The sequence below is a fragment of the Streptomyces cylindrosporus genome (assembly GCF_022698165.1).
GTDB classification, from domain to species: domain Bacteria; phylum Actinomycetota; class Actinomycetes; order Streptomycetales; family Streptomycetaceae; genus Streptomyces; species Streptomyces cylindrosporus.
The window spans coordinates 26,805-53,087 of sequence record NZ_JALDAY010000001.1 but is presented as its reverse complement, the minus strand read 5'-3'; the positions used below and the strand labels follow the sequence as shown (position 1 = coordinate 53,087).

Genomic DNA, 26,283 nt, shown 5'->3' with positions numbered 1-26,283 from the left:
TCAGCCCCGGGTCAGCTTCTTGTAGGTGGCGCGGTGCGGACGCGCGGCGTCCGGGCCGAGCCGTTCGATCTTGTTCTTCTCGTACGACTCGAAGTTGCCCTCGAACCAGAACCACTTGGACTCACCCTCGTACGCGAGGATGTGCGTGGCGACCCGGTCCAGGAACCACCGGTCGTGGGAGACGACCACGGCGCAGCCGGGGAACTCCAGCAGCGCGTTCTCCAGGGAGGAGAGCGTCTCCACGTCGAGGTCGTTGGTCGGCTCGTCGAGGAGCAGCAGGTTGCCGCCCTGCTTGAGGGTGAGCGCGAGGTTGAGGCGGTTGCGCTCACCGCCGGAGAGCACGCCGGCGGGCTTCTGCTGGTCGGGCCCCTTGAAGCCGAAGGCGGACACGTACGCCCGGCTGGGCATCTCGACCTGGCCCACATTGATGTAGTCCAGCTCGTCGCTCACGACGGCCCACAGGGTCTTCTTCGGGTCGATGTTCTCGCGGCTCTGGTCGACGTACGAGATCTTGACGGTCTCGCCGACCTTGATGGTGCCGGAGTCCGGGGTCTCCAGACCCTGGATCATCTTGAAGAGGGTGGTCTTGCCGGCGCCGTTGGGGCCGATGACACCGACGATGCCGTTGCGCGGGAGCGTGAAGGAGAGGTCCTCGATGAGGACCTTCTCGCCGAAGGCCTTGTTGAGGTTGTTGACCTCGACGACGATGCTGCCGAGCCGGGGGCCCGGCGGGATCTGGATCTCCTCGAAATCCAGCTTCCGCATCTTCTCGGCCTCGGCGGCCATCTCCTCGTACCGCGCGAGACGGGCCTTGGACTTGGCCTGCCGCCCCTTGGCGTTGGACCGCACCCACTCGAGCTCTTCCTTGAGCCGCTTGGCCCGCTTGGCGTCCTTCTGCCCCTCGACCTTGAGACGGGTCTGCTTCGTCTCCAGGTACGTGGAGTAGTTGCCCTCGTAGGGGTAGGCGCGCCCGCGGTCGAGCTCCAGGATCCACTCGGCCACGTTGTCGAGGAAGTACCGGTCGTGGGTGATGGCCACGACGGTGCCCGCGTACTTGGCGAGGTGCTGCTCCAGCCAGTTCACCGACTCGGCGTCGAGGTGGTTGGTGGGCTCGTCGAGGAGCAGCAGGTCAGGCGCTTCGAGCAGCAGCTTGCAGAGCGCGACCCGACGCTTCTCACCACCGGAGAGGGTGGTGACGGGCCAGTCGCCGGGCGGGCACCCGAGGGCGTCCATGGCCTGCTCCAGCTGGGCGTCGAGGTCCCACGCGTTGGCGTGGTCGAGCTCCTCCTGGAGCTTGCCCATCTCGTCGAGCAGCGCGTCGCTGTAATCGGTGGCCATCAGCTCGGCGATCTCGTTGAACCGGTCGAGCTTGCCCTTGATCTCGGCGACACCCTCCTGGACGTTCTCCAGGACGGTCTTCTCCTCGTTCAGCGGGGGCTCCTGCAGCAGGATGCCGACGCTGTAGCCCGGCGACAGGAAGGCGTCGCCGTTGCTGGGCTGCTCGAGCCCCGCCATGATCTTCAGCACGGTGGACTTACCCGCACCGTTCGGACCGACCACACCGATCTTCGCGCCGGGGAGGAAGTTCAGCGTCACGTCGTCAAGGATCACCTTGTCGCCGTGCGCCTTGCGCGTCTTGCGCATGGTGTAAATGAACTCAGCCAAGAGAAACCGTCCGGCAGCTTGAAATCTGGCAGTGGGCAGATACACCCCATCTTGCCGTACGTCCATCCCCGGACGGAAACGCGTATGCACGGGCGGCTGTGACCTGGGGTTTCCCTGTCGACCGCGGGGGACGGCGGCCGGCTGAGGAGCCCCTGTCAGTCGTCGCCGGCCGGCACCCGGCGGGCCAGCAGCACCGCGGCCAGTGCCAGCGCGCTCGCCGTGCCCACCGCGCCCGCCGAGCGGAAGGCCCGGGACGAGCGCCACGACAGGATCGACCACTGGGAGTGGGCGGAGAGTACGGAGCCCTTGCTCAGCCAGGAACCGGCCGAGATGACGGAGAGGGCCGAGCCGATCGAGCCGACGGAGAGGGCGCTGCCGATCGAGCCGATCGACAGGGCCGAGCCGACGGAGCCGATGGACAGGACCGAGCCCACCGAGCCGATCGACAGCACCGAGTCGTGCGACCAGAGGGAGAGAACGGAGGAAGCGTGGTCCCCCGGTGGTACCGGTGACTTGGTCATGCGCTCATCCTGCCCGGCGCGGGCTCCGGCGGACACCCCGCACTCCCCGGGACACCCCACGCTCCCTCGCACACCCCGCGACGGCTCACTCCTCCGTCGGCGACTGCTTCTTCCCCGTGAGCACCAGTGCCGCGCCACCGATCACCACCAGCCCGATGGCCACGCCCGCGATCAGCGGGGTCGTGCTGGAGCCGCCGGTCGCGGCGAGGTTGGTGTCGTCGACGCTGCCGCCCACCGTGGCCGGGCTCGGCTCGCTCAGGGTCTGGACCGCGTCCCCGCCCTCACTGGCCTGCGCCTCCGTTTTGCAGTCGAGGATCCCCGTGAACCGCTTGTCCAGCCCGCCCGGTCCCGTGATCGTGAAGTCGTACGGCTGATCTTCCTGGAGGGGGATCGTCACCGTGCGCGACTCGCCCGCCGGGATGCTGTACTCGGTCTCCATCAGCGAGAACGTGAACGCCTCGTCGCCCTGGTTGGCCGCGGTGATGTCCACCCCGCCCTTGGCGCAGTTCCGCACCGCGGACAGAGCCGGTATGGGCCCCTTCTTCGCCCAGGCCGCGCTCGCCGTCGCCGAGACCGTCGACTCGCTGGAGCCGGCCAGGATCTGCGTCTGGCTGCGGCTCTCGGAGGCGAAGGCCCGGCCGACCGGCACGGTGGTCGAGGCCTGCACGGTCAGCTCGGCCGAACCGGCCGCGGCGTCCTCGGGCACGTCGAAGAAGACCTGGCTGCCGTCGGCCGCCGCGGTGAGCGGCTTGCCGTCCTTGCCGACGATCCGTACGCCCGTCATGGCCGCGTCGGCCGGCGGGGTGAGGGTCACCCCGGCCGCGTTGGTGTGCACGGTCACCGGGCCGAGCAGCTCACCGGGGTGGCCGGAGACCGCGGGCGGGTCGAGAGTCAGCGAGGCCTTGGGCTCCGCCACGTCGACGGCGCTCTTCTGGAGGTAGTCCGCGAGCCTCTCGGCCTGCGGGTCGACGGCGTCGACATCCGCCCCGTCCGAGTAGCGCCAGATCGCCACCTGGGTGCCGGCCGCCGCGTCCTGCTCGGTCAGGCCGCCCTTGACACCCGCCTTGACGGCGAGCGCGGCAAGGTCGTTGACCTGCGGGTAGGAGTTCTCCAGGATCCAGCGGATCCGGCCGGCGTCCTTGTTGGCGCCCAGCGAGGTCCCGCTCCAGGGCGTCTCGTGGTACTTGGCGTCCCGCTGGGTGGGGTTGTGCAGGTCGACGCAGTACGTCTGCAGCGTGCCGCCCCCGTCGACGGACATTTCGAACAGGCCCGCCGAGACCCGCTGGTCGCCGGAGTCACCGTGGATCACGGCCTCCCCGTACGTCTTGAGGCCGCCTATCGTGGCGGTCGCCCCGCCCTGGCTCTGTGTCGTCTCCTCGGCGGCGGCCGACCCGGCCCCGGCGAGCACACCGGCGGCGACGAGCCCGGACACCCAGGTCACGGCGGCGAGGCGGACCGCACCACGCCTGCGCGACGACAGCGAAGAGAACGCGGAGAGCGCGGAGGACACAGAGAACGCAGCAAACACCAAATTCCCCTTCTAGCAGGACCCGTTGACGTGGGGGGTGAGGTCCCACCAGCAGAATCAGAAGCCCCGACAGCCACGAGAGCCTTGCCCGGCATCCTAGGGACGCGGGCGCACCCCGCTTCCCGGTCATACCGTCGTACAACGGATCCGACTCGGAATCGTTATCGCCTACACGGCCTGTGAACAGGGCTTATCGACAAATCCACCGGGTCGTTCGGAGCGCATTCGCCGATAAGCCGCAGTCCGGTCAGCTCGGGACACTGTCTGACATCACGTCACCGCAGCGGGCTCCGGCTCCTGTTGGGACGCCAGGGCCCCCGGATCCCCCGGATCCCCCGGCGGTGTCTCCCAGTTGGGCTCGGGCTGCGCCGCCTGCGCGGCCGTACCCCCGTCCGACCTGTTCGCCCGCCGGAAGGCCGACGTGCCCCTCGCCATGTCGTGGCCGATCGTGATCGCGTCGAGGTCGGCCGAGATCCAGTTCTGCCCCTCCCTGACGTCGGAGCGCACCTTCAGGCGGCCCTGCACGATCACGGGATCGCCCACATCGAGCGAGGCCGCCGCGTTCACGGCGAGCTGCCGGTTGGCCCACACCGTGAAGAAGTTGGTGTGGCCGTCGGTCCACTCGTTCTTCTCGCGGTCCCAGTAGCGCGGGGTCACCGCGAGCCGGAACCGTGCGGACGGTCCCGAGGCCAGCTCCCGGTACACCGGTCGTGTCGCCACGTTCCCCACGGCACAGACGATCGTCTCGTTCATCGCGAACCCCTCCCTCGCCCGGCCGCCGGGGCCGGGCGGACATGCGTACGGGCCCGTCCCGTACGGCTGCGTCTGCCACGGCGGTCACGTGCTGCGTGATCGCCGCACCGCCAGACTGCCTCCGTCGGGCCGAGCCCGCTGAGCCCTGTGGACCACCGCCCGCCTGTGGAAAACTCCACCACCCGGACGAGTGAGCCCCCGTCACCTCCAAGGGGCGCGCTCGGCGCGCTCGGCGCTCAGGTGGCGCCCACCCCCACGACACGCCCGTACTGCTCGCGCACCTCCCGGTACCGCAGCAGCTCCGCCGCCACCGGATCCAGCACCCTCGCCCGGCCACAGCCGGCGGCCGCCTCCCGCAATCGGCGTTCCGCGTCCATGCCGTACCGCCGGGCGGGCCCGCGCGCCGCCATCCGGCAGCTCCACTCGACCAGCGGGCCGCCGACGATGCCGGTCACCATGAGCAGCACCGGCACGCCCAGGTTGGGCGCCATGAACCCGATGATCTGCCCCAACAGCCACAGCCCGCCGATGACTTGGAGGATCGTCATGGCCGCCTGGGCGAGTACGGCGGCCGGCCACCAGCCCGGTCGCGGCGGCCGCCCCGGCGGCAGTCCCGCCCGCGCCGCCAGCTCGTCGAGCGCCTCGGGCAACCCCTGCGATCCCCGTACGGCGGCCTCGCGCACGGCCTGCGCCCAGGGCGCGGGCAGTCCGGCCGAGGCCCGGTCGGAGAGGGTCCGTACCGCCTGCTCGACGCGCTGGCGCGCGGTCGCCTCCTCGTCGGCCTGCGCACGCAACGGCAGCCGTCCCGTGGCCGGTTCGTACCGGTCCTGGTACCAGCGCCACAGCCGCAGCCAGGGCGTCCCGCAGGCCTTGTTGGCGTTGCGCAGCCAGGCGCGCTCGGCCGCCTCGCCGGCCGCCGTCGCGCCGACCGCGTCCGCGAGCCGGGCGGCGAACTCGTCGCGCGCCTCCTCGCTGAGACCGGTGCGCCGCCGGGTGGCGTACACGGGCCACAGCCCAGCGGCGGCCGAGTCCAGGTCGGCCGAGATCCGGCGCGCCGGGGCGCCGCGCTCGGCCACGAACTGGCCGAGCAGCTCGCGCAGTTCACCTACGCCGTCCCCGGTGAGCGCGGACAGCGCGAGCACGGTGGCGCCCGGTTCGCCGTACTCGCCGAGCGCGATCCCGTCCTCGTCGAGCAGCCGCCGCAGGTCGTCGAGGACCTGCTCGGTGGCCTCGCCGGGCAGCCGGTCGGTCTGGTTGAGGACGACGAACATGACCTCGGCGTGTCCCGCCATGGGCCGCAGATAGCGCTCGTGCAGCATGGCGTCGGCGTACTTCTCCGGGTCGACGACCCAGATGACGGCGTCGACGAGCGCCAGGATGCGGTCGACATGCTCGCGGTGCTGTACGGCGGCGGAGTCGTGGTCGGGCAGGTCGATCAGGACGAGTCCGCGCAGTTGTGCCTCGCTCTCGACGCTCTGCAGCGGGCGTCTGCGCAGCCGGGGCGGGATGCCGAGCCGCTCGATGAGGCTCGCGGAGCCGTCGCTCCAGCTGCACGCGATGGGCGCGGCCGTGGTGGGACGTCGTACCCCGGTCTCCGAAATGGTCACCCCGGCGAGCGCGTTGAAGAGCTGCGACTTGCCGCTGCCGGTCGCGCCCGCGATGGCGACCACGGTGTGTTGCCCGGAGAGCCTGCGCCGCGCCGCCGCCTCGTCGAGCACCCGGCCGGCCTCGGCGAGGGTGCGGCTGTCGAGCCGGGTGCGGGAGAGGCCGACCAGTTCGCGCAGGGCGTCGAGGCGCGAGCGCAGGGCGCCGTCGTACGCCAGCGGGGCCGCGGGCGGCGCGTTGTGGCCCCGCGCCTCCACCATGGCCGCGTGCTCGGCGGCGGCCGCCTCGGTCACGCGCCGCGCGATGAGTCCGTCGTCCCAGGCGTCCGCGGATTCCGTACGACCGGAAGGGTCCGCGGATTCCGTACGACCGGACACGTCCGCGCCCGCCACGCGCGCGTGGTCGTCGCGTTCACGGTCCGCAGGGGCCTGCGCGGCATCGGGCTCCGCGGGGGCTCCGCCCTCGGAAGTGCGCTCCCCATAGGGTCCGTTGCCGGAAATCGCGTCCCTGAGGAGGCCGTTTTCGCTGCCGTCCTCCTTGTTGCCGTCGTTCTCGTTGTTGCCGTTGTTCCCGTTGTTCCCGTTGTCCTCGTTCACCGCGTCCCCCGGGTGATCGGCGTGCTCGGTGTGGTCCTGGTCAGTGACGGCGGTCACCGGTCACCTCTCCTTCTGCAGTACGGACAGCGCGGCGATGAGTTCGGCCTGGGGTTCGGGGTGGACGTCGAGCGCGTCCAGGGGCGCGAGCCGGCGTTCGCGCTCGGTGTGCATCACCTGGTCGAGGTGCTCGTTGAGCAGCCGTCCGCCCCGGTCGCGCAACCGCAGCGCCCCGTGCGCGCCGATGCGCTCCGCGAGCCCCTCGCCGGCCGAACGCGCCCGGCGCCCGCCGAGCAGCGCGGTGGCCACCAGGGCGGCGACCGCCTCGGGGTCGGGCGCGACGCTGCGTTCGAGCTCGCGCACCTCCTCCTCGGCGTACTCCTCCAGCTCCCGCCGCCACCGTCGTACGGCCAACCCGATCCGGTGCTCGGCGCTCTCCAGCGACGGATCGCGCCCGGCGAGCTCCGGGGCGCTCGCGGCGGGTTCGCGCCGCCAGGCCTCGTCCACGCGCTCGTCGGCGGCGGTCACCGCGCACAGCAGCAGCGCGGCCAGGCTCTCCACGAGGGCGTCGAGAAGTTCACCGGCGTTGCAGTCGAGCGGAAACGCGCGCCACCGCTTCAGCGCGTCCCCGGCGAGTACGGCGCCCGCCTGCAACCGCCCTCGCACGCGCGCGTGCTCGCTGTCGTACGCCCCGTCGACGGCGGAGGTGAGCCGGAGGGCGGCCGCGTACTGGGCGGCGGCGGCGCTGGCGAGTTCGGGCATGCGCGCCTTGAGCGAATCGAGCACCCCGTGGGCCGTACGGGCCATGGCGTGCTGCCGTGCCGCCGGATCCTGCGCCAGGTGGACGAGCCAGGTGCGCAGCGGCGCCACGGCGGTGGCCGGCAGCAGCCCGCCGCCCCAGGCGGACTCGGGCAGTTCGGGCACGGTGAAGCGGGGTACGTCGCCGAGGCCGGCCTTGGTGAGCAGGGCGCCGTACTGCCGTGAGACCTCGGAGACGACCTGGTGGGGCACCCGGTCGAGGACCGTCACGAGGGTGGCGTCGTACTCCTTGGCGGTGCGCAGCAGATGCCAGGGCACCGCGTCGGCGTACCGGGCCGCCGTGGTGACCATGACCCAGATGTCGGCCGCGCAGACGAGTTCGGCGGCCAGGACGCGGTTGTCGGCCACCAGGGAGTCGATGTCGGGGGCGTCGAGGAGGGCGAGGCCGCGCGGGAGGGTGTCGGCGGTCTCGACGCGCAGCACGCGCGCGGGGTCCTCGCCGGGCAGCAGGAGGTCGTCCGCGCTCTCCTGGTGGGGCACCCAGACGCGGGTGAGATCGGGCAGCACTCTCATCCCGCTGAACCAGTGGTGGTCCTCCGGATGGCACACCAGCACAGGCGTGCGCGTGGTCGGCCGCAGCACACCCGCCTCGCTGACGCGCCGCCCCACAAGGGAGTTGACCAGGGTCGACTTGCCGGCCCCCGTCGATCCCCCGATCACGGCCAGCAAGGGTGCTTCGGGCTCCCTCAACCGGGGCACCAAGTAGTCGTCGAGCTGCGCCAGGAGTTCGTCGCGGTTGGCACGCGCGCGTGGAGCCCCCGCCAGGGGCAGCGGGAAGCGTGCGGCGGCGACACGGTCGCGCAGGGCGGAGAGTGCATCGAGCAGCTGAGGCCGTACGTCCAAGGTCACCACATGCGAAGAATGCCCAATTTTAGGGGAATTCTGAAGCATATGAGCATGTCTGCGCGCCGACAGGACACAAGGGACGGAAGGGATGACTGGGACGCAGGCACAGTCCAGGCATAACGAGTGCACAACACCCGGTGCGTGAGCGGCCAAAAGCGATGCACGATTCGTACCTGCCTGCGATTATCAGGACCGCTTCACCGAACCTCCACATCGAGCCACGGAGGCGAAGCAACAGGGACATGGATGCGGGAGCCCTATCCTTGTCCCCGGCAACGTCACGGACCGGCCCACACCCGGGCACCCAAGACAGAGGCCACACACCCGGCCCCCGTAGCTCAGTGGATAGAGCAGGCGCCTTCTAAGCGCTTGGCCGCAGGTTCGAGTCCTGCCGGGGGCGCTTCGTTGCTGTCTCGATTCCCAGTGGTGCCGGTGTGGCGGATTCCGGCCACGGCCGTGCCGAACTTCGCGGCCCGGCCTTCAAGTTCGTCCTCCGACCTGGGCATCCCTGTGCACGGTGGGCAGTCCGTGGGTGAGGGGCGGCCCTCATGTGGCACTTGCTGTGGCATGGAGTGGATGCGTGGGGCGATACGGGCGGTCCGGCGTCGTGCTCGGGCTGCCGTTTCGGCGGTGCGGCGGGTGTGGGTGGGGCCCGGGCCCGAGCGGGATCTGGTGGTGCAGGCCGGGAAGGCTGCGCTGGCCGCCTGGGTGGCGTGGGCCGTCGCCGGTTGGTGGCTCGACGCTCCGATGGCGTTCGTGGCGCCCTGGGTCGCGGTCGTACTGGTCGAGTCGACGGTGTACCGGTCGCTCGCGCACGGTCTGCAGCAGCTCGCGGCGATCACCGTGGGCACCGTCGTCGCGACCGGCGTGGCGCTGCTGCTGGACAGCACCATGGTCACGATGGCCCTCGTACTTCCGGCGGTACTTCTGCTGGGCAACTGGCGGCGGCTGGGAAGCCAGGGCGTCTACGCCGCCACCGGCGCCCTTTTCGTACTGACCGGCGGCCCCGTGACCGTCGCCTCGTCCGCGTCTCGCATCGCGGAGGCGCTCTTCGGCGCGGTCGTCGGCGTGGTGCTCAACGCGTTGATCCGGCCACCCGTGTATCTGCGCGACGCCCGCTTCGCGCTGCAGTACGCGGCCAATGAAGCTCAGGAACTCCTCGACGCGGTGGCCGACGGCCTGGCCGTCGGTGAGTGGAGCGGTGAGGCGGCCCGGGAGTGGCACGAACGCGCGCTGCGTCTGAGCCACCTCGTCGACCGGGCCCGGTCCGCGATCAACCGGGGCCGCGAAAGCATGCGCGTCAATCCACGCAGGCCCCGCGAGCAGGCTCCTCCCTCACGCGGTGAGCCGTACACCGACGTCCTGGCCGTACTCGACTACGTCACCGTCCATACGGCAGGCGTGACCCGGACGGTGTGGGAGACCACGAACGGCGGGAAGGCGACCAGGCCACCCGCCGAAGTCACCCGTGCCTACGCGGACTTCCTGCACCACACCGCGCTCGCCATCCGGCTGTACGGTCGTACGCGGCTCGCCCCGAGCGGGCGCGACGAACGCGCCGAGGAGCAGGTGCGTGAGGCGGTCGAGGAGCTTCATCGCACGCTCGACGCCTTTCGTCGGCGGCTGCCGGAAGCCATACACGACGATCCGGACGCGCTGGTGACCTACGGCACGTTGCTGGCCCAGGCACATCGGCTGACCGAACAGCTGGTCCACGACTGACGGGAGGCGGCGCCGGACCTCCCCAGGTTCGCGCCGCCTCCCTGCCTGCCGCTCCCGTCTACCCGCGTCGGCCCGACCTAGACATCCGCAGACATCCGCGGCACTCGCCCACGCTCGCCCACGCCGGATGTGGGTATTGGCGCGTGGGCACCTGCCGGATCAAGCGCGGTTCTGGCGCTGGTCGCCGCTGTCCCTGCGGAGTTGGCCGGCGTGCCGCGCGACGTCGTCGACGTGCGCCGCGAGTTCGGGGTGGCCGGGTGTCAGGTACGTGTGCGTGAGCGTCAGGGGGCCGAGGAGCGCCGCCGCGTCGTTGTCGGCGAGGGCCGCGGTGAGCTCCTCCAGCGGGGTACGGGCCGCGGCGGGCAGGTCGGTGAGGGCGGTGATCTGCCCGGCGAGCCTGCGCAGCGTGGCGGCGTTGGCACGGGCCCAGGCCGTGACGGTGCGGTCCGCGGCGCGGCGGTCCCGGGTGGCCTGTACCCGCTCTTCGCCCGTCGACCCGGGCCGGCCGGGGCGGACGCGCAGGTAACGGCGTTCGGCGGCCTGGCGGCTGGAGACGCCGAGGGGGTGGGCGAGATCGGCCCAGCTGGCGCCCGCTTCCCGCGCGGCCTCGATCAGGCCGGGCTCCCACTCGGCGAGTTGCTCGCGCGCTTCGCGCAGCAGGAGCAGCGCGGCGAGTGCCCGCTCCGAATCGGCCCGGCCCGAATCGGCCCGCTCCGAATCGGCATCGGTCCGGCCCGAATCGGCCCGGCCGGGCGCGGCGCGCTTGCCGTCCGGCGTGCTCCGGGCCGTGTGCAGGGCCTCATGGATCGTGTCCAGCGCCGCGGCGGCGGCGAGGAAGGACGCCGGCGCGAGGCCGCGGGGGGTGGGTGCAGATGCATCGTCCCTGGTCATCAGGCCTCCATCAGGACGTCGTCTCTTCGATGACATCCAACTTGTCATCGCTTCGATGACATGTTACAACGATGACAGGTGAACGCATTGGCACAGTGTCCCGACCTGAACGCTGGAGGTGTTTGACGATGTTGATGCGTACCGACCCCTTCCGTGAGCTGGACCGGCTCACTCAGCAGCTCCTGGGTACGACGGGGACCTGGTCGCGTCCGTCGCCGATGCCGATGGACGCCTACCGTGAGGGCGAGGAGTACGTGATCGCCTTCGACCTGCCCGGCGTGGCCAAGGACGCGATCGACATCGACGTCGAGCGGAACATGCTGACCGTCAAGGCCGAGCGGCGGCCCGTCGCCAAGGCGGACGACGTGCAGCTGGAGCTGTCCGAGCGGCCCCTGGGTGTCTTCTCCCGCCAGCTCGTGCTGGCCGACACCCTCGACACCGAGCACATCAAGGCGGACTACGAAGCGGGTGTGCTGACCCTGCGGATCCCGATCGCCGAGCGCGCCAAGCCCCGCAAGGTCGCCATCGGCGGCGGCTCCGAGCGCAAGGAGATCAGCGGCTGAGCCCAGGTCCGGGATCAGCGGCTGAGCGGTGACGGCGATGCGATGCGCCGCGTTCCCCCCTCCCCCACCCCACCCCACCCCACCAGGCCAGGGAACGCGGCGCATACGAGACGGCCGAGGAAGCCGAGCGGGCGGGGCGGCCCGCTCGGCGCCGGCGCCGCTGAGCACCGCACCGGCGGCTGGGTGAGCCGCGGGCGGCCCCGACCACCCGACCGCGTCCAGCGCGTCCAGCGCGTAAAGACCACAGCGGGGACGCGAGCCCCATGCCCAGCGCGACCGCGAATACGGCGGCCGACGAACTCACCGCCGCACCTGCCCGCCGCAGGCCACCACCTGCCGCCCGGCCGCCCCCCCCCGCCCCGCCCCGCCCCACCGGCCAACCACCCCACCCACTCCACCACCCCCACCCCGACGGCACCGGTGACCGCCGCGACGCCCCGACCACCGGTGCCCCCCGACCCCGACCACCCCGACGAGAAAGGCCACCGCGTCAGCGATGATCGACCAGCAGCAGTCGTACCGATCCGCCACGGGCATGACGTTCGAACAGATGCTGGAGCAAGTGCGCTACGAAGGCGTCTACGCCACCCGGGCGCAGGCCGAGCAGGTCGTACGGGCCGTGCTGGCCGCCCTGGGCCGCCAGCTCACCGGCGAGGAACGGGTCGAGCTCGCCGCCCGGCTGCCGTACGAAGCCGCCGTCACCTTCACTTCCCAGGTCCCGGCCATGGAGCCCCTGACTGGCTGGGGCTTCGTCAAGGACCTGGCGTCCCGCACCGGCGGGAGCCTCGCCACCACCCGCTGGGACGCCGGTACCGTCCTGCGCATCGTGGCCCGGCTCGCCGGGGACGACCTCCTCACCCGCGTCCTTGACGAACTTCCTCCGGGTTACGCCCTCCTGTTCGGCCGCGCCGAACTCACTCAGGCGGCCTGACCACGGGCAGCGCCGGCGGAACGCCCAGCCCGGCCTCCGGCAATCCGAGCGACACACCATGCACGACCCGGTGCCCACCGGGTACTCGTCAACGGTTCAGCCCGACGAACTCGCGCTCACGTGGTCGCGTCAACCGGATCGGGGTTTCACCATGTCCGAGCCAGGAAGCAGCGACGGCAGCGCACTCGTCGTGATCGACATGATCAACACCTACGACCACGAGGACGCGGAGCTGCTCCTCCCCGCCGCCGAACGCGCCGTGCCCGTCCTGGCGAAGCTGATCGGCCGGGCCCGTGCCGCGGATGTGCCGGTGATCTACGTCAACGACAACTTCGGGCTGTGGCGTTCCCACCACGGTGAGCTCGTCGAGGCCGCGCTCTCCCGGCCCCACGCCGACCTCGTCGAGCCGATCCGCCCGGACGACGACTCCCTGTTCGTGGTCAAGACCCGCCACTCGATCTTCTACGACACCCCCCTGTCGTACCTCTTGTGGCAACTCGGCGTCGGCACCCTGGTGTTGACCGGTCAGGTCACCGAGCAGTGCGTCCTGTACTCCGCCCTGGACGCCCACATCCGCCATCTGCACGTCACCCTGCCGAAGGATGCCGTCGCCGCCATCCACCCGCACCTGGAGACCGCCGCGCTGGAAATGATGGAACGCAACATGGGCGCCCGGATCGTCCTGGCCCAGGACGTCGACTTCCGGGACGGCCGCTGACCCGCGCACGCTTCGGCCTCCCCGGCCTGGGAACCCGGCGCGTGTGAACGCGTTCGCGGGCGGCGACAGCCCGGCATCGGTGGATCGGATCGCGGAGCCCTGGGGCGTACGTACGCCTTATGCGTCGGGCGCGGAGTGGCCCGTACGCACGGACGTCCAGCTGTACCCGGGGGTGACCGAGGAAGAGGTCGAACGGTGGGTGCCCGCCGCGTCGCTGCTGCACTCCAACGGCGACGCGATGGACATCGCGGTCCGCGACGGCCGTATGGTCGGCGTGCGCGGGCGGGCCGTGGACCGGGTGAACCGGGGGCGGCTGGGGCCGAAGGATCTCTTCGGGTGGCAGGCGGGCGGCTCGGCGGACCGGCTGACCCGGCCGCTCGTGCGCGAGGGCGGGCGGCTGGTGGAGTGCGACTGGGAGCACGCCATGGGCCGGCTGGTGGACCGCTCGAAGCGGCTGCTGGAGGAGCGGGGGCCGGGTTCGATCGGGTTCTACACCACCGGGCAGCTGTTCCTGGAGGAGTACTACACCCTCTCCGTCGTCGCCCGCGCCGGGATCGGCACCGCCCACCTGGACGGCAACACCCGGCTGTGCACGTCCACGGCCGCGGAGGCGCTGAAGGAGTCGTTCGGCTGTGACGGACAGCCCGGCTCGTACACGGACGTCGACCACGCCGATGTGATCGCCCTGTTCGGGCACAACATGGCCGAGACCCAGCCCGTGCTGTGGATGCGGGTCCTCGACCGCCTCGAAGGCGCCGCCCCGCCGCGGCTGGTCTGCGTGGACCCCCGGCCCACCCCGGCGGCCCGCCGCGCCGCCGTGCACCTGGCGCCGCGGGCGGGAACGAACGTCGCCCTCCTCAACGCCCTGCTGCACGAGATCATCCGCACCGACCGCGTCGACCACGACTACGTCCGGGCCCACACCGTCGGTTACGACGAACTCGCCGCCCGAGTGGAGGGGTGCACCCCGCGCTGGGCCGCCCGTATCTGCGACGTACCCGCCACCGCGATCGAGGAGGCGGCCGAACTCCTCGGCGGCGCCGAGCGGTTGCTGTCCACCGTCCTGCAGGGCGTGTACCAGTCCCACCAGGCCACCGCCGCCGCCGTGCAGGTCAACAACCTGCACCTGGTCCGCGGCATGCTCGGCCGACCGGGCGCCGGCGTGCTGCAGATGAACGGCCAGCCCAGCGCCCAGAACACCCGCGAGTGCGGCGCCAACGGCGACCTGCCGGGCTTCCGGAACTGGCAGAACGACGAGCACGTCGCCGACCTCGCCCGGATCTGGAACGTCACCCCGCAGACCATCCCGCACCACACCCCGCCCTCGCACGCGATGCAGATGTTCCGCTACGCCGAGCAGGGCACGATCCGCATGCTGTGGATCACCGGCACCAATCCCGCCGTGTCCCTGCCCGAGCTCTCCCGCATCCGCTCGGTCCTGCGACAGGACCGCCTGTTCACCGTCGTCCAGGACCTGTTCCTGACCGAGACCGCGCAACTGGCCGACCTCGTGCTGCCCGCCGCCACCTGGGGCGAGAAGACCGGCACCCTCACCAACGCGGACCGCACCGTCCACCTGTGCGACAAGGCCGTCGAACCGCCCGGCGAGGCCCGGCCCGACCTCGACATCTTCCTCGACTACGCGGCCCGTATGGACTTCCGGGACAAGGACGGAGGCCTGTTGGTCAGCTGGAAGGACGCCGAATCCGCCTTCGAGGCATGGAAGTTGTGCAGCGCCGGGCGGCCGTGCGACTACACCGGCCTGAGCTACGACCGGCTCCGGGAAGGCTCCGGCATCCAGTGGCCGTGCACCGAAGAGGCCCCCGATGGCACCGAACGCCTCTACACCGACGGCATCACCTGGGCCCACCCGGACCTGTGCGAGGAGTACGGCAAGGACCTGGTCACCGGCGCGTCCGTCGAGCCCGTGGAGTACCGGTCCCTCAACCCGGACGGCAAGGCGATCGTCAAGGCCGCCGAATACCTGCCGCCGCACGAGGACACCACGCCCCGGTTCCCGCTCCAGCTCACCACCGGACGCACGCTCTACCACTTCCACACCCGCACCAAGACCGGCCGCGTCCCCCGACTGGACGCCGCCGCCCCCGAGTTGTGGGCCGAGATCTCAGCCACGGAGGCCACCGCGAGGGAGTTGGCGGAAGGCGACCTGGTCGAGGTCACCACGCCCCGCGGTGCGGTCCGCGCGCGCGTGCGCGTCACCGCCATCAGGGACGGCATGGTGTTCCTGCCCTTCCACTACGGCTACTGGGACACCCCCGAGGGCCACCGGCCGCCGGACGGCACGGCCGGGCGCGCGGCCAACGAGACCACGATCACCGACTGGGACCCGGTCTCCAAACAGCCCGTCTTCAAGACCGCCGCCGCTCAAGTACGTCTGCTCGAACGCGGCGACGGCACACCCGCACCGGCCCCGACCGTCACGGCCTCCGCGCCCGCACCCACCCCCGGGAGCGGATCATGAACGGCGTCGCCCTGACCCTGCGGACCCTGCACCACGGCGAGCACACCCTGGAGAGGCAGCTGCTGAACGCCGCCGAACGCCACCACGCGGAGCACGAGATCCATCACGTCGCCACCGATCTCGCCCACTGGTCCCACGAACACGGCACGCTGCTCGCCGACACCGCCCCCGCCTACGGCCTCGACCTGTCCGGCCCACCCGATCACCCCGTGTACGGCCTGATGACGAGCCTGCGCGAGAAAACGGCCGACATGCTCGGCCGCCGCCCCGAGCCCGGCCTGCTGCTCCTGCACGACCTGCGCGACCTCTACCTGGCGGCGGCCGGAAACTCCCTCTACTGGGAGATGCTCGCCCAGGCCGCGCAGGCGACCAAGGACACCCGTCTCCTGGAGCTCGCCTCGTCCTGCCACCCGCAGACCCTCCGGCAGGCCCGCTGGGCCAACACCATGATCAAGAACCTCTCCCCGCAGCTCCTGACCGGCTCCTGACCGGACCAGTCGCCACGACGCGTCGCTACTCGTCCCGCGCGTCCTCCTGCGCCCCCTCATTGGGGCTGATCGCGTCGCCGGCCTCCCCCTCCCCATCGCCGGCGCCGCGATCCTCCTCCCGCGCCCTGCGCCACCCGGTCTCCTCCGGGTCACCGAGGAGCTCCGCGAGCCCGTCCCCCAGCTTCCTGTCCTTCCCCCGCGGCTTGTCCTGGTCGTGAGACATTCCAACCCCTTCTCTTCCTCTTGTCGTCTTGTCCCTTGTCATCGCGCACGGTCAGTCCGCCGGTGTCGCGACCCGCAGCGGAACCGCCCCCACAGGGCCGCTCTCGTCGCTGAGTTCCGTGAGGCCGGACCACCAGCCCGGGCCCTCCTCGATGTGCCGCAGCAGCACGCCCTCGCGGATGGCCCAGGGGCAGATGGTCACCGCCTCGACGCCGGTCAGCTTCATGGCCGTATGAGCCACTACGGCGCCTGCCAGGCTCTGGGCGGCCCGCGGAGCCGAGATGCCCGGCAGGTTCGCCCGCTCGGCGGCGGACAGGACGGCGAGCCTGCCGAGACAGTCCCGCAGGTCCGCGCGCGCCAAGTGGCGCGAGACGAAGGGGCCTTCACGGCCGGGGGCGGCGCCGCACAGCCGGGCGAGCTGCTGGAAGGTGCGGGAGGTCGCGGCGGTCGTACGGGGCCTCTCCCAGCGGATCCGCGCCGCGACGTCGCGCAACTCGTGCCGCACCTTGCGCCGCAGCCTCTTCACGCTCCGCAGGGGCGGCGGGTCCTGGCCGTCGAAGAACTCCCGGGTGAGCCGGTTGGCGCCGAGCGGCAGCGAGGCCATGAAGTCCGGCAGCCGACCGCGCCCGAACGCCACCTCCAGGGAGCCGCCGCCGATGTCGAACAGCGCGAGGGGGCCGGCCTGCCAGCCCATCCACCTCCGGGCCCCCAGGAACGTGAGCTCGGCCTCCACCTCGCCGGGCAGGGTGCAGATCCGTACACCCGTCCGTGTGCGGATGGCGCGCAGCACCTCCAGCCGGTCGGGGGCGTTGCGTACGATCGCCGTCGCGAAGGCCAACGGTCCCGCCGCGCCCCACTGTTGTGCGGTCCTGGCCGCCGCCGAGACCGCCTCGACGAGTCGCTCCACGGCCTCCTCGGGGATCCGGCCGCCGGGCCCGACCTGTTCGGACAGGCGCAGCTTCCACTTGGCGGTGTGCACGGGCAACGGCACACCGTCCTCGGCGTCCGCCACCACCAGCCGCACCGTGTTCGAGCCCACGTCCACCACGCTGATGCGCATGGCACCGGAGTACCCCGGCCGATCGCGGTCAGTCACCGCGGGCGGACGACGGGCGAGGTCAGGGGAGGGCAGATCGGCGACAGGAGCCGCACGGCGGTGACGTACCACACCGGCGCCGGTCTGCCGTACGACTTCATCTTCTACGGGGCTCCGGCGAGCCCGGCCACGGATGCGGCGTCGACATCACCGGCTGAACACAAGGCGGCGTTCAAAGGCCTCCTCCGTACGGTCTCGGATTCCGATCGCCCATCCCGCCCCCTGATGTCGGATTCCTCCCGCCACCCCCACTCCCCGCATCGGATTCCCCCACCCTGGAGCCCCCTGGCCCGCATCCCCCCGCCGATCCAGCCGAAAGTGTCGGACGTATCAACCGTCCCCGGTGCCCGGCACCGCAAGGGAGAGTTCAGTGAACGTCACGACCTCGGTGTCGCCGCCCGTCGAGCGGCGGGCGGCGACGCTCGTCATGGCCTGCGTCGGTGTCTTCGTCGCCTATCTGCCGGTGACCACCGTCTCGGTCAGCCTGCCCGCCGTCCAGCAGGCCCTGCACGCCTCGACCTCCCAACTGTCCTGGGTGTCCGACGCGTTCGTCCTGCCGATGGCCGCCCTGATCCTCACCGCCGGCGTCTTCGGTGACGTCCACGGGCGGAAGAAGGTGTTCCAGGCGGGGCTGGCCAGCGCCGCCGTCGGCGCGACCATCGCCCTGTGCGCCCAGTCCGTCCAGGTCCTCTGGATCGGGCAGGCCTTCGCCGGGCTCGGCGCCGCCGCCCTGCTGCCCACCACCCTCGCCCTGATCAGCCACGTCGTCCCGGACCACCGCGAGCGCGCCAAGTTCGTCGGCCTGTGGGCGTCCGCCCTGATGCTCGCCCTCGCCCTCGGCCCGCTCATGGCCGGCGTGCTCCTCGACCACTTCGCCTGGCGCTGGGTCTTCCTGCCCGCCGTGCCCGTGTCGCTCGCCGCGATGGCGGTCGCCGCCCGGACGCTGACCGAGTCCCGCGCCCCCGGCGCCGCCTCCCGCCGCCTCGACTGGCCCGGCCAGCTCACCGCCGCGCTCGCCGTCACCGCCCTCGTCTACGGCGTCATCGAGGGCGGCGCCGAGTCCTTCACCGACGTCAAGGTGCTCGTCGCCCTGTTCACCGCGGCCGCCGCCGGCGTCGCCTTCGTCCTCGTCGAGCGCCGCAGCACCAGCCCGATGCTGGACCTGTCCCTCTTCCGCAGCCCCGGCTTCACCGCCACCACCCTGGTCGCGATGATCACCTTCCTCGGGCTGATCGGCTTCTTCTTCGTCCTGAGCCTCTACTTCGGCATGGTCCAGCGGCTGGACACCCTGGAGGCCGGCTACCGGCTGCTGATGGTCACCGCGGTGTGCCTGGTGGTGGGCCCGGTCGCCGGACGCCTGATGCACCGCGTCGCGCCCCGCTTCATGATCACCGGCGGTCTGCTCGTCACCGCCGGCGCCCTCTTCTCGCTCACCGGCATCGGCGCCGACACCTCCTTCGCCTCCCTGGCCTGGCGGCTGGCCCTCCTCGGTCTCGGCCTCGGCTTCGTCATCACGCCGATGACGGCCACCGCGGTCGCCTCGGTGCCGCACCACCTGGCCGGCATGGCCGCCGCCGGCAACAACGCCTTCCGCCAGGTCGGCGGCGCCCTCGGCCCGGCCGTCCTCGGCACCCTCCTCACCACGAAGGCCACCGACGCGCTCCCCGGCCACCTCGCCGACGCCGGCCTCAAGCAGGCGACGGCCGACGCCGTCACCTCGGCGGTGGACCACGGCGGCCTCGGCGCCGCGGCCGGCCTCGACCTCGGCCCGGAACAGGGCCGCGCCCTCGGCGCCCTCGGCGAGGCCTTCCTCGACGGCCTCCACCTGTGCCTCCTGGTCTCCGGCACCCTCGCCCTGGTCGCCGCCCTCGTCGCCGCGGCCCTGCTGCGCACCCCACGCCGCCCGACCACACGGGTGACCGGCGGCGAACCCCACCGCGAGGAGACCCCGGCCGGCCTGACGAAGGGCTAGCCACTCCCCGGTACGACAGCGGCGGCGCGCTCCCCCGAGGACCGCGCCGTCGCTGTCGTACACCCCGTACGCCACCATGGATGATCTGCCCCAACTCCTCGAAGAAGGGACCCGCCGTGCGGCTGCGCTGTGCTGTGCTCGACGACTTCCAGCAGGTGGCGACGGAGGTCGCCGACTGGTCACCCGTGGCCGGCGAGGTCGAGACCGTGTCCTTCGCGGAGCACTTCGGCACCGAGGACGAACTGGCCGCCGCCCTCGCCGACTTCGACATCGTCGTCACCCTGCGCGAGCGCGTCCCCTTCCCCGCCTCCCTCTTCGCCCGGCTGCCCCGCCTGAAGCTCCTCGTCGCCTCCGGCATGCGCAACACCGTCATCGACTACGCCGCCGCCGAGGCGCACGGCGTCACCGTGTGCGGCACGGCGAGCACCTCGACCCCGCCCGTCGAGCTGACCTGGGCGCTGCTCCTGGGCCTCGCCCGCGGCCTGGTCACCGAGAACGACGCCCTGCGCTCCGGCGGCCCCTGGCAGCAGACGGTCGGCGCCGACCTGCACGGCCGCCACCTCGGCATCCTCGGCCTCGGCAAGATCGGCAGCCGGGTCGCGCACGTCGGCCTCGCCTTCGGCATGCAGGTCAGCGCCTGGAGCCAGAACCTGACCAAGGAGTACGCCGACGAGGTGGGCGTCCGACTCGCCGCCTCCAAGGAGGAGTTGCTGGCGGGCAGTGACTTCGTCTCGATCCACCTGGCGCTCAGCGACCGTACGCGCGGTCTGATCGGGCCCGCCGAGCTCGCGCTGCTCAAGCCCACCGCCCACCTCGTCAACACCTCTCGCGCCGCGATCGTCGACCAGGACGCCCTGCTCGCCGCCCTGCACGAGGGCCGTATCGCCGGCGCGGCCGTCGACGTGTTCGACGTCGAGCCCCTCCCCGCCGACCACCCCATGCGCACCGCGCCCCGGCTGCTCGCCACGCCCCACCTGGGCTATGTCTCCCGGGCGAACTACGAGACGTACTACGGACAGGCGGTGGAGGACATCCGCGCGTTCCTCGACGGGACACCCGTCCGGCGGCTCGGCTGACACGACCGGACGGGCCCCGGTGGTTCAAAAGGCGGTTCAAAAAGGGTGATGCACCGATGAACGGCGTGACCACGCGTCAGGCGGCGCGTTGAAGGGGGAGTGCGGCGGCGAGTGGTGCCGGCGCACTCCCCGAGTCAGAAGGAGAACGTGATGTCTCGCATCGCGAAGGTGGCCGCCGTCGCGCTCGGCACCGGTGCCGTGATCGTCAGCGGCGCCGGCCTGGCCATGGCCGACGCGGGCGCCCAGGGCGAGGCCGTCGGCTCGCCCGGCGTGCTGTCGGGCAACGTCGTCCAGGTCCCGATCCACATCCCCGTCAACGTCTGCGGGAACACCGTCAGCGTGATCGGCCTGCTCAACCCGGCGTTCGGCAACCACTGCGCCAACGTCAGCGACCACGACAAGCACGGTGGCTACGGGTACGGCGGCTGACCCCACCCCACCCGCGAAAGAGCCCCGGCACCTCGAGCGCCGGGGCTCTTCCCGTACCGGCGGGTTCAGGCGTACCGGTAGATCCGGCTCACGTCCTCCAGCGAGTCCGGGGTCACGTCCCACGGCGGCATCTTCTGGTGCCGGGCGACGATCCGCTCGTGCTGCTCGTCGCCGGCGCCGGGCGGGTCGGCCGGCAGGTAGCGGGCGCCGCGGTGCCGTCGCTGCCAGCGGTACCACTGCAGGTCGATGAAGGCGTGGTGCATCCAGAACACCGGGTCGTTGACCGAGGCGCCGCCGAGCATGGCGCCGCCGACCCAGCGGTGCACGCGGTTGTGGTTGCGCCAGGCGGCGCTGCCCCGCCCGGTCCCCCACCCCTCCAGCCTGTTGCGGAACCCCTTGGTGACCGTGGAGTCCCAGGGCGCGGTGTCGTAGACCGGCTCGGCGAGCGCAGATTCCAGCTCGTCCTTCGTCGGCAGTGCGATCGGGTCGCGGGCGCGCCCGAGGTCCCGGGTGAGGAACTCCCCGTCGGTGACGCCCTCCTTGATGGTCCAGTTGCCGTGCGCGTAGGCGAACGGCCCGGTCGTCACCTGGTGGTCCGAGGGCCGCCCGTTGCCGCCGAGCAGGTCCTTGGTCCACGGCACGGCCGTCTTGGAACGCTCCCGGGTCCAGTCCCAGTACGGCACGGTCACCGACGAGTCGACCCGGCGCAGCGCCTTCTCCAGCTCCAGCAGGAAGCGCCGGTGCCAGGGCAGGAAGGAGGGTGCCATGTGCGCCGTACGCAGGCCGTCCTCGCCGTCCGACGTGTAGTACTCGATGTGCGTCCGCACGAACTCGTCGTACTCCCCCCGCCGTTTGACCTCCAGCATCGCCTTCACGAACCGCCGCTTCTCGGCGCTCGTGAGCGTGCTGACGTCCTTACGCGTGTACGCCATGGTCGCCCCCCATGTGGATGTGTCCCCCCATGTCCATCCGCTCGCCGCTCATCGGCCCCGGCGCCATGTCGCGCAGCTGCTCCCCGGGCCCCATCTCGTCGACGGCCGCGCGCGCCGCGTCCAGGGGCGTCGGATACGAGCGGTAGTGGTCGACCATGCTGAGCCAGCTGCCGTCGGCGCGGCGCATCAGGTGCAGCGGGCGTCCGTCGACGGTGACCTGCCACTGCTCGCCGTCGAAGGCGTGTCCGTCGTCGGTGACCACCGTCCTGAATCCCTGGATGTGGCGGCCGCGGTACGTCTCGTCGAACGCCGCCTCCTCGCCGGGGCGCGGCTCGGGGGGCGAGGGCCGGGAGGCGGCCACCACCGGGGCCAGAGCCACCACGACGGCGGGCGCGAGCAGCCCGCGCAGCACGTCCCGTCGTGTCCCCGGTCTCGTCGTCCCGTGCTCCGCACCCACCGGCACTCCGCCTGCGCTGACAACCATGGCTAGCTCCTCGTGCGCTTCGGTTCGATCCTCAGCAGCGCTAACCGGCCACGGGCCCGCACGGTCACCGTCGGTCCGCCAAGAGGGGTCCGGCCGGGGACGGGAAAGCGGGCCCGGACCGTGGTGCGGCCCGGACCCGCCGGGTGCTCTGGGCGATACGACGCCTACAGGCCGGGGCCCAGGCCCAGGTTGGCCCCCGGGACCGTCTGGAGGACCGGCGCGAGGACGCCCACCTCGGGGAGCTTCGGCTCGGGCAGGCCGGTGGCGGGGCTGGGCGGGCTCAGGGGCGCGTCCAGGTTGAGGCCGGGGGCGAGGGTGCGCAGGTCGGAGGCGGGGGTGGCGACACCGACGTGGTCGAACTGGTCGCCGAGGACGTGCGGCAGGGGGGCGCGCAGGCCCGCGCCGGGCAGCCCGCCGGTGACCGGCAGCTGCGGCAGGACGTGCTCCGGGATGAGGCGGCCCTCGACGTACCGGGGCCCGTCGGGCTTGCCCGGCGTCGGCAGCGGGATCTCCCCGCCGAGCTTGGGCAGTTCCATGCCGAGGGACTGCTCGGCGCCCTCCAGCGGCACGGGGACGGGGACCGTGCCGACCGCTGCGGCGGGGGTCGCGGCGGCGCCCATGGCGGCCGCGACGCCCGTGATGACGGCGGCGATGGTTCCTCGGGTGGTCGACTTCATCAGGGGTACGGTCCCTTTCGCGATTCGGCGGGCTCTGCGTGCGTACCGAGTAACGAGGCTGCCGACGCCATCAGTTCAAGATTCCCCCGGGTGCAGCAGTTGTCAGCTTGTCCAGAAGTCCCACCAACGGGTCAGGACCAGCATTCCGACGACCCCGATGTGCAACAGCGGGAGCACCCAGGTGAATTCATCGAGGAATTCCCTCAACCAGCCCGGCGCGGGCAGGAATTGACGCCGCAGGGCATATGACGTCACGTACCAGAAAAGGAGGATGGTGGCGACCCAGGCCAGACAGCACCACAGGCACAGCGCGTTGATCCGGTACAGCGACTGGAACTGGAGCCAGGTCACGAACCCGACGCCGAACAGGCACCCGGCGTCGAAGGCCACCCAGTACCAGCCGGGGAACACGGCGCCGGCCAGCAGGCTCACGCCGACGCAGATCACGACGGCGTAGGCGACCAGGCCCAGCATGGGGTTGGGGAACCCGAAGGCCGAGGCCTGGTCGCTCTTCATCACGCTGCCGCAGGACACGACGGGGTTGAGGCTGCAGCCCGGGGTGAAGTCCGGGTCCTCGAGCAGCTTGAACTTGTCGAGGGTGATGACCCAGGAGGCCAGCAGTCCGGCCGCGCCCGTGATCACCAGCAGCAGGGCGAACCCGGCACCGGCGCCACCAGTGCGGGCCCTCTCCCCCGTGCGGGTTCCCGCGGTCACGACCGTCAGCCGCGCAGTTTCCGCGCCGGCAGGACGACGTGCGCGGCGGCGGTGAGGGTCTCCTCGGCGCCCGCGAAGGCGGCGAACTCCTCCGGGTCGACGGGCTTGCCCGGCTCGGCGTCGGGCCAGGGGCGGGTGGTGAACACCAGGTAGGCGTAGCCGCGTTCGCCGACCGCGGCGAGCCACTCCGGCGGCGGGGTGCACTGGGCGTTGCAGCCCGGCAGGGTGACGACGGCCTGGCCGGCCTCGACGAGCATGCTCACCGGCAGGCTCGGCCTGGCGGCGGCGTCGACGAGTTCGCCGCCGATGGGCAGACCGCTGCTCGTGAGCAGTTCGGTGACGGCGGCCGTCGCGGCCTCGGGGCCGTCGGGGGCGTCGCCGAGGGGGTAGGCGAGGAGGTAGGGCATGTCGCCGTCGGGCGCCTCGCCACTCCACGCCATCACGACGAGAGTGCCCAGGTCGGCGGCGTTGAAGGGGCGGGTTTCGCTTGAGGTTGAGGTCACCGCGCGACCTTATCGACGCCCCGGAAGGCGGCCGGCCGCGTTCTCACCCGACCGGGCGACAGCCCCCGCCCTGTCCACACGAACGAGGGACGGGCCTCGAACAACACGGAGGGCCGATTCCCGACGTATGGAATCGGCCCCGTACCGGCCTTGCGCGCAGCGGGAGTTCAGTGCTGCAGCGGAAGCCCGCCGAGCAGCCCGCCGTTGTTGTTCAACGCGGCCGTCGCGCCCTTGACGGTGCTGAGCAGGGAGTCCTTGTTCTCGGTGTCGAGCGCGTTCGACTGGTGCTGCAGCGGCATGGCGCTGTCGACCGGGTCCAGGTGCCCACTGGTGAGGGTGTTGACGGCGCCGTTGAGGCTGGTGGGCGTCACGTCGGAGGCGTTGTACGCGAACGCGGGCGCGGCGGCGCCGGCGAGGGCAACGGTACCGGCAACGACGGCGGCAGCCTTCAGGGACTTCATCGCGTTCCTTTCTTCGGCAACTCAGGTCACCACAGCGAATTCTGACGACGTGCCCAACGATTCACCGACGGAGCGGAAACCCCGGCGCGCAGAAATTTTCTGCGGCCACCCGAATGAACGCCGTACCGCAAAGGCCGTCGGGCCGACCCGGAAAGGATCGGCCCGACGGCCGTACGACATTCCGCTTTTACGTCATCCGGTGGGCAGGGAGACCGGAAGCGAGGGGGTGGCGACCGGGAGCGACGGGGTCGACACCGGCAGGCTCGGCAGGGCGGGCAGGCCAGCCAGGCTCGGGGCGGGCAGGCCGCCGCCGAGGAGGGTCGCGGCGAGGACGTTGACCAGGCCCGTGAGCACACCGGTGACGGCCGGGACGACCTGGGCGACGTCGCCGGAGGTGACCGCCTTCAGCAGCGTGTCGACGGCCTTCTGGAGTGCGGCCAGCGCGTCGCCCTTGAGGTCGGCGGCCGGCGCCTTGGCGTCGTCACCGCTGCGGCTGAGGGACGGCAGCGTGGGTGTGCTCGGCAGGGCCGGCGTACTGGGCAGGGCGGGGGTGCTGGGCAGCGCGGGGGTGCTGGGCAGCGCGGGGGTCGCCGGGGTGGCCGGCGCCGCGGCGGCCGCCGGGGCCGCGGCGGTGACCTTGGCGATGGCGTCGGTGACGGCCTTGCCCAGCGAGTCCGCGTCGGCGGCCGGGAGCTGGCCGTTGTCCGCCTTGAGCACGGCGTTGAGCAGGTCGGTGACCGGGGTGAGGACGGTGCCGAGGTCGCCGAGGCTCTTCACCTGGGCGAGGAGCGCGTCCGCGCCGGGGACGGGCGCCGCGGCCTTGACGCGCTGCTCCGCGACCGAGGCACGGTCGACCGCGACGGCGGCCGGTGCGGTGATCCCGACGAGGAGGGTGGCGCAGAGGGCGGTGGACGCGATACGCCGTGCGGGCAGAGCACGCATGGGTGTTCCTTTCGGTGGTGCGAGGGGGCCTTGTTGCCACCGTGAAAGCGCCCACCGCGCCCTGCAACCGAGCGACCCCCATTCGGGGCAACGCGAACCGGCCGCCCTCCCGCGGAAGGAACCACGGGAGGGCGGCCGGCAAAGGGGTGGCGCGCGAAGGCGCCCGCGTCAGCCGACGTCAGTCGTTGGCGCACTCGTTGCCGAACGCGGGGTTCAGCAGACCGATCACGTTGACGGTGTTGCCGCAGACGTTGACCGGCACGTGGACCGGAACCTGGACGACGTTGCCCGACAGCACGCCCGGGGAGTGGGCGGCGGCGCCGTGGGCGTCGGCGTCGGCGGAGGCGATACCGGCACCGCCGGCGACGGCCACGACGGCAGCGGAGGTAAGGACCAGGCCCTTCGCGATACGCGACATGGAGAGGTGCTCCTTGGGGGTTGACACAAACATCCGGGCGGACGCCCGGCGCTGTGTCAACGCGTGACGCCCCCGCGGGTTGTGCCGCCAATGGAGTGATCCCGCGACATGCCGAGCTTCACCATTCCGACACACTTGCCCGATTTCCACTGATTAATACGGATAGCGGCTAGAGTTGCGCACCTCCCGACCCACCCCTATAGCCAGCCAATCGCATTCATGGATTACCTCC

Annotated in this window: 26 protein-coding genes and 1 tRNA gene; 10 read left to right on the top strand and 17 right to left on the bottom strand. The window is 71.8% G+C overall.

The genetic code is table 11. The annotated features are described in order from the left end of the window. From ettA to MQP27_RS00220, 6 genes are all read right to left on the bottom strand, one after another. The gene (ettA, locus tag MQP27_RS00245) at positions 1-1,665 is read right to left on the bottom strand and encodes an energy-dependent translational throttle protein EttA (protein ID WP_242758960.1); all 1,665 of its coding nucleotides are present in this window, start codon (positions 1,663-1,665) and stop codon (positions 1-3) included. Between the two features lie 155 nt (positions 1,666-1,820). Further along, a complete protein-coding gene (locus MQP27_RS00240) occupies positions 1,821-2,186 on the bottom strand; it encodes a hypothetical protein (RefSeq protein WP_242758959.1) in 366 nt (121 codons plus the stop codon). Positions 2,187-2,271: 85 nt separating this feature from the next. Then, positions 2,272-3,666, bottom strand: a complete 1,395-nt coding sequence (locus tag MQP27_RS00235) for a Cys-Gln thioester bond-forming surface protein (protein WP_278195576.1) — start codon at positions 3,664-3,666, stop codon at positions 2,272-2,274. A 318-nt stretch (positions 3,667-3,984) separates the two neighbouring features. Further along, entirely contained in the window at positions 3,985-4,467 is a 483-nt protein-coding gene (locus tag MQP27_RS00230) for a single-stranded DNA-binding protein (protein WP_242758957.1), read from the bottom strand. Positions 4,468-4,703: 236 nt separating this feature from the next. Next, positions 4,704-6,725, bottom strand: a complete 2,022-nt coding sequence (locus MQP27_RS00225; protein ID WP_242758955.1) for a YfjP family GTPase — start codon at positions 6,723-6,725, stop codon at positions 4,704-4,706. Positions 6,726-6,728: 3 nt separating this feature from the next. Next, positions 6,729-8,336, bottom strand: coding sequence for a dynamin family protein (locus tag MQP27_RS00220; RefSeq protein ID WP_242758953.1), 1,608 nt, complete (start codon positions 8,334-8,336; stop codon positions 6,729-6,731). Positions 8,337-8,657: 321 nt separating this feature from the next. Between MQP27_RS00220 and MQP27_RS00215 the strand changes: the two genes are divergently transcribed. Then, positions 8,658-8,730, top strand: a tRNA-Arg gene (locus MQP27_RS00215). Between the two features lie 167 nt (positions 8,731-8,897). Then, positions 8,898-10,052 (top strand): FUSC family protein, encoded by a 1,155-nt coding sequence (locus MQP27_RS00210; protein ID WP_242758951.1) that lies wholly within the window; start codon positions 8,898-8,900, stop codon positions 10,050-10,052. Between the two features lie 159 nt (positions 10,053-10,211). Here the strand turns inward: MQP27_RS00210 and MQP27_RS00205 are convergent, their stop codons facing one another. Continuing rightward, positions 10,212-10,943 carry a type III effector protein gene (locus MQP27_RS00205; protein WP_242758949.1) on the bottom strand — a complete coding sequence of 244 codons (732 nt, stop codon included), beginning with the start codon at positions 10,941-10,943 and terminating at the stop codon, positions 10,212-10,214. Positions 10,944-11,071: 128 nt separating this feature from the next. Here MQP27_RS00205 and MQP27_RS00200 point away from each other — a divergent pair, with 128 nt between their 5' ends. From MQP27_RS00200 to MQP27_RS00180, 5 genes are all read left to right on the top strand, one after another. Further along, on the top strand, positions 11,072-11,506 hold the full coding sequence (locus MQP27_RS00200; RefSeq protein WP_242758947.1) for an Hsp20/alpha crystallin family protein: 435 nt from the start codon (positions 11,072-11,074) through the stop codon (positions 11,504-11,506). A gap of 496 nt (positions 11,507-12,002) precedes the next feature. Next, complete coding sequence (locus MQP27_RS00195; protein WP_242758945.1) at positions 12,003-12,437, top strand: DUF2267 domain-containing protein; 435 nt, start codon at positions 12,003-12,005, stop codon at positions 12,435-12,437. 151 nt (positions 12,438-12,588) lie between these two features. Beyond that, positions 12,589-13,155: a cysteine hydrolase family protein gene (locus MQP27_RS00190; RefSeq protein WP_242758943.1), complete on the top strand. Its 567-nt coding sequence runs from the start codon at positions 12,589-12,591 to the stop codon at positions 13,153-13,155. A 43-nt stretch (positions 13,156-13,198) separates the two neighbouring features. Continuing rightward, on the top strand, positions 13,199-15,637 hold the full coding sequence (locus MQP27_RS00185; protein ID WP_242758941.1) for a molybdopterin oxidoreductase family protein: 2,439 nt from the start codon (positions 13,199-13,201) through the stop codon (positions 15,635-15,637). Further along, positions 15,634-16,125 carry a hypothetical protein gene (locus MQP27_RS00180; RefSeq protein WP_242758939.1) on the top strand — a complete coding sequence of 164 codons (492 nt, stop codon included), beginning with the start codon at positions 15,634-15,636 and terminating at the stop codon, positions 16,123-16,125. Before MQP27_RS00185 ends, MQP27_RS00180 begins: the two co-directional genes overlap by 4 nt. Positions 16,126-16,150: 25 nt before the next feature. On the opposite strand, the gene MQP27_RS00175 is transcribed toward MQP27_RS00180, so the two are convergent. Continuing rightward, entirely contained in the window at positions 16,151-16,348 is a 198-nt protein-coding gene (locus MQP27_RS00175) for a hypothetical protein (RefSeq protein WP_242758937.1), read from the bottom strand. Between the two features lie 51 nt (positions 16,349-16,399). Continuing rightward, the gene (locus MQP27_RS00170; RefSeq protein WP_242758935.1) at positions 16,400-17,407 is read right to left on the bottom strand and encodes a Ppx/GppA family phosphatase; all 1,008 of its coding nucleotides are present in this window, start codon (positions 17,405-17,407) and stop codon (positions 16,400-16,402) included. 463 nt (positions 17,408-17,870) lie between these two features. On the opposite strand from MQP27_RS00170, the gene MQP27_RS00165 reads away from it, so the two are divergent. From MQP27_RS00165 to MQP27_RS00155, 3 genes are all read left to right on the top strand, one after another. Then, entirely contained in the window at positions 17,871-19,415 is a 1,545-nt protein-coding gene (locus tag MQP27_RS00165; RefSeq protein WP_242761290.1) for an MFS transporter, read from the top strand. A gap of 116 nt (positions 19,416-19,531) precedes the next feature. Next, positions 19,532-20,491 carry a D-2-hydroxyacid dehydrogenase family protein gene (locus MQP27_RS00160; protein WP_242761288.1) on the top strand — a complete coding sequence of 320 codons (960 nt, stop codon included), beginning with the start codon at positions 19,532-19,534 and terminating at the stop codon, positions 20,489-20,491. 150 nt (positions 20,492-20,641) lie between these two features. After that, positions 20,642-20,920: a chaplin gene (locus MQP27_RS00155; protein ID WP_242758934.1), complete on the top strand. Its 279-nt coding sequence runs from the start codon at positions 20,642-20,644 to the stop codon at positions 20,918-20,920. A 65-nt stretch (positions 20,921-20,985) separates the two neighbouring features. Here the strand turns inward: MQP27_RS00155 and MQP27_RS00150 are convergent, their stop codons facing one another. The 8 genes from MQP27_RS00150 to MQP27_RS00115 all read right to left on the bottom strand — a co-directional run bounded on the left by MQP27_RS00150 (position 20,986) and on the right by MQP27_RS00115 (position 26,051). Further along, a complete protein-coding gene (locus MQP27_RS00150; RefSeq protein WP_242758933.1) occupies positions 20,986-21,852 on the bottom strand; it encodes a tyrosinase family protein in 867 nt (288 codons plus the stop codon). Continuing rightward, the gene (locus MQP27_RS00145; RefSeq protein ID WP_242758932.1) at positions 21,836-22,336 is read right to left on the bottom strand and encodes a tyrosinase cofactor; all 501 of its coding nucleotides are present in this window, start codon (positions 22,334-22,336) and stop codon (positions 21,836-21,838) included. Before MQP27_RS00145 ends, MQP27_RS00150 begins: the two co-directional genes overlap by 17 nt. A 164-nt stretch (positions 22,337-22,500) precedes the next feature. Beyond that, complete coding sequence (locus MQP27_RS00140; RefSeq protein ID WP_242758931.1) at positions 22,501-23,013, bottom strand: hypothetical protein; 513 nt, start codon at positions 23,011-23,013, stop codon at positions 22,501-22,503. A 102-nt stretch (positions 23,014-23,115) separates the two neighbouring features. Next, positions 23,116-23,727, bottom strand: coding sequence for a vitamin K epoxide reductase family protein (locus MQP27_RS00135; RefSeq protein WP_242758930.1), 612 nt, complete (start codon positions 23,725-23,727; stop codon positions 23,116-23,118). Positions 23,728-23,732: 5 nt separating this feature from the next. Continuing rightward, positions 23,733-24,230 (bottom strand): DUF5949 family protein, encoded by a 498-nt coding sequence (locus tag MQP27_RS00130; RefSeq protein ID WP_242758929.1) that lies wholly within the window; start codon positions 24,228-24,230, stop codon positions 23,733-23,735. Between the two features lie 167 nt (positions 24,231-24,397). Further along, on the bottom strand, positions 24,398-24,691 hold the full coding sequence (locus MQP27_RS00125; RefSeq protein ID WP_242758928.1) for a hypothetical protein: 294 nt from the start codon (positions 24,689-24,691) through the stop codon (positions 24,398-24,400). 192 nt (positions 24,692-24,883) lie between these two features. Further along, positions 24,884-25,633, bottom strand: a complete 750-nt coding sequence (locus tag MQP27_RS00120; RefSeq protein WP_242758927.1) for a hypothetical protein — start codon at positions 25,631-25,633, stop codon at positions 24,884-24,886. A 178-nt stretch (positions 25,634-25,811) separates the two neighbouring features. Then, positions 25,812-26,051, bottom strand: a complete 240-nt coding sequence (locus MQP27_RS00115; RefSeq protein WP_242758926.1) for a chaplin — start codon at positions 26,049-26,051, stop codon at positions 25,812-25,814. Positions 26,052-26,283: the final 232 nt, after the last annotated feature.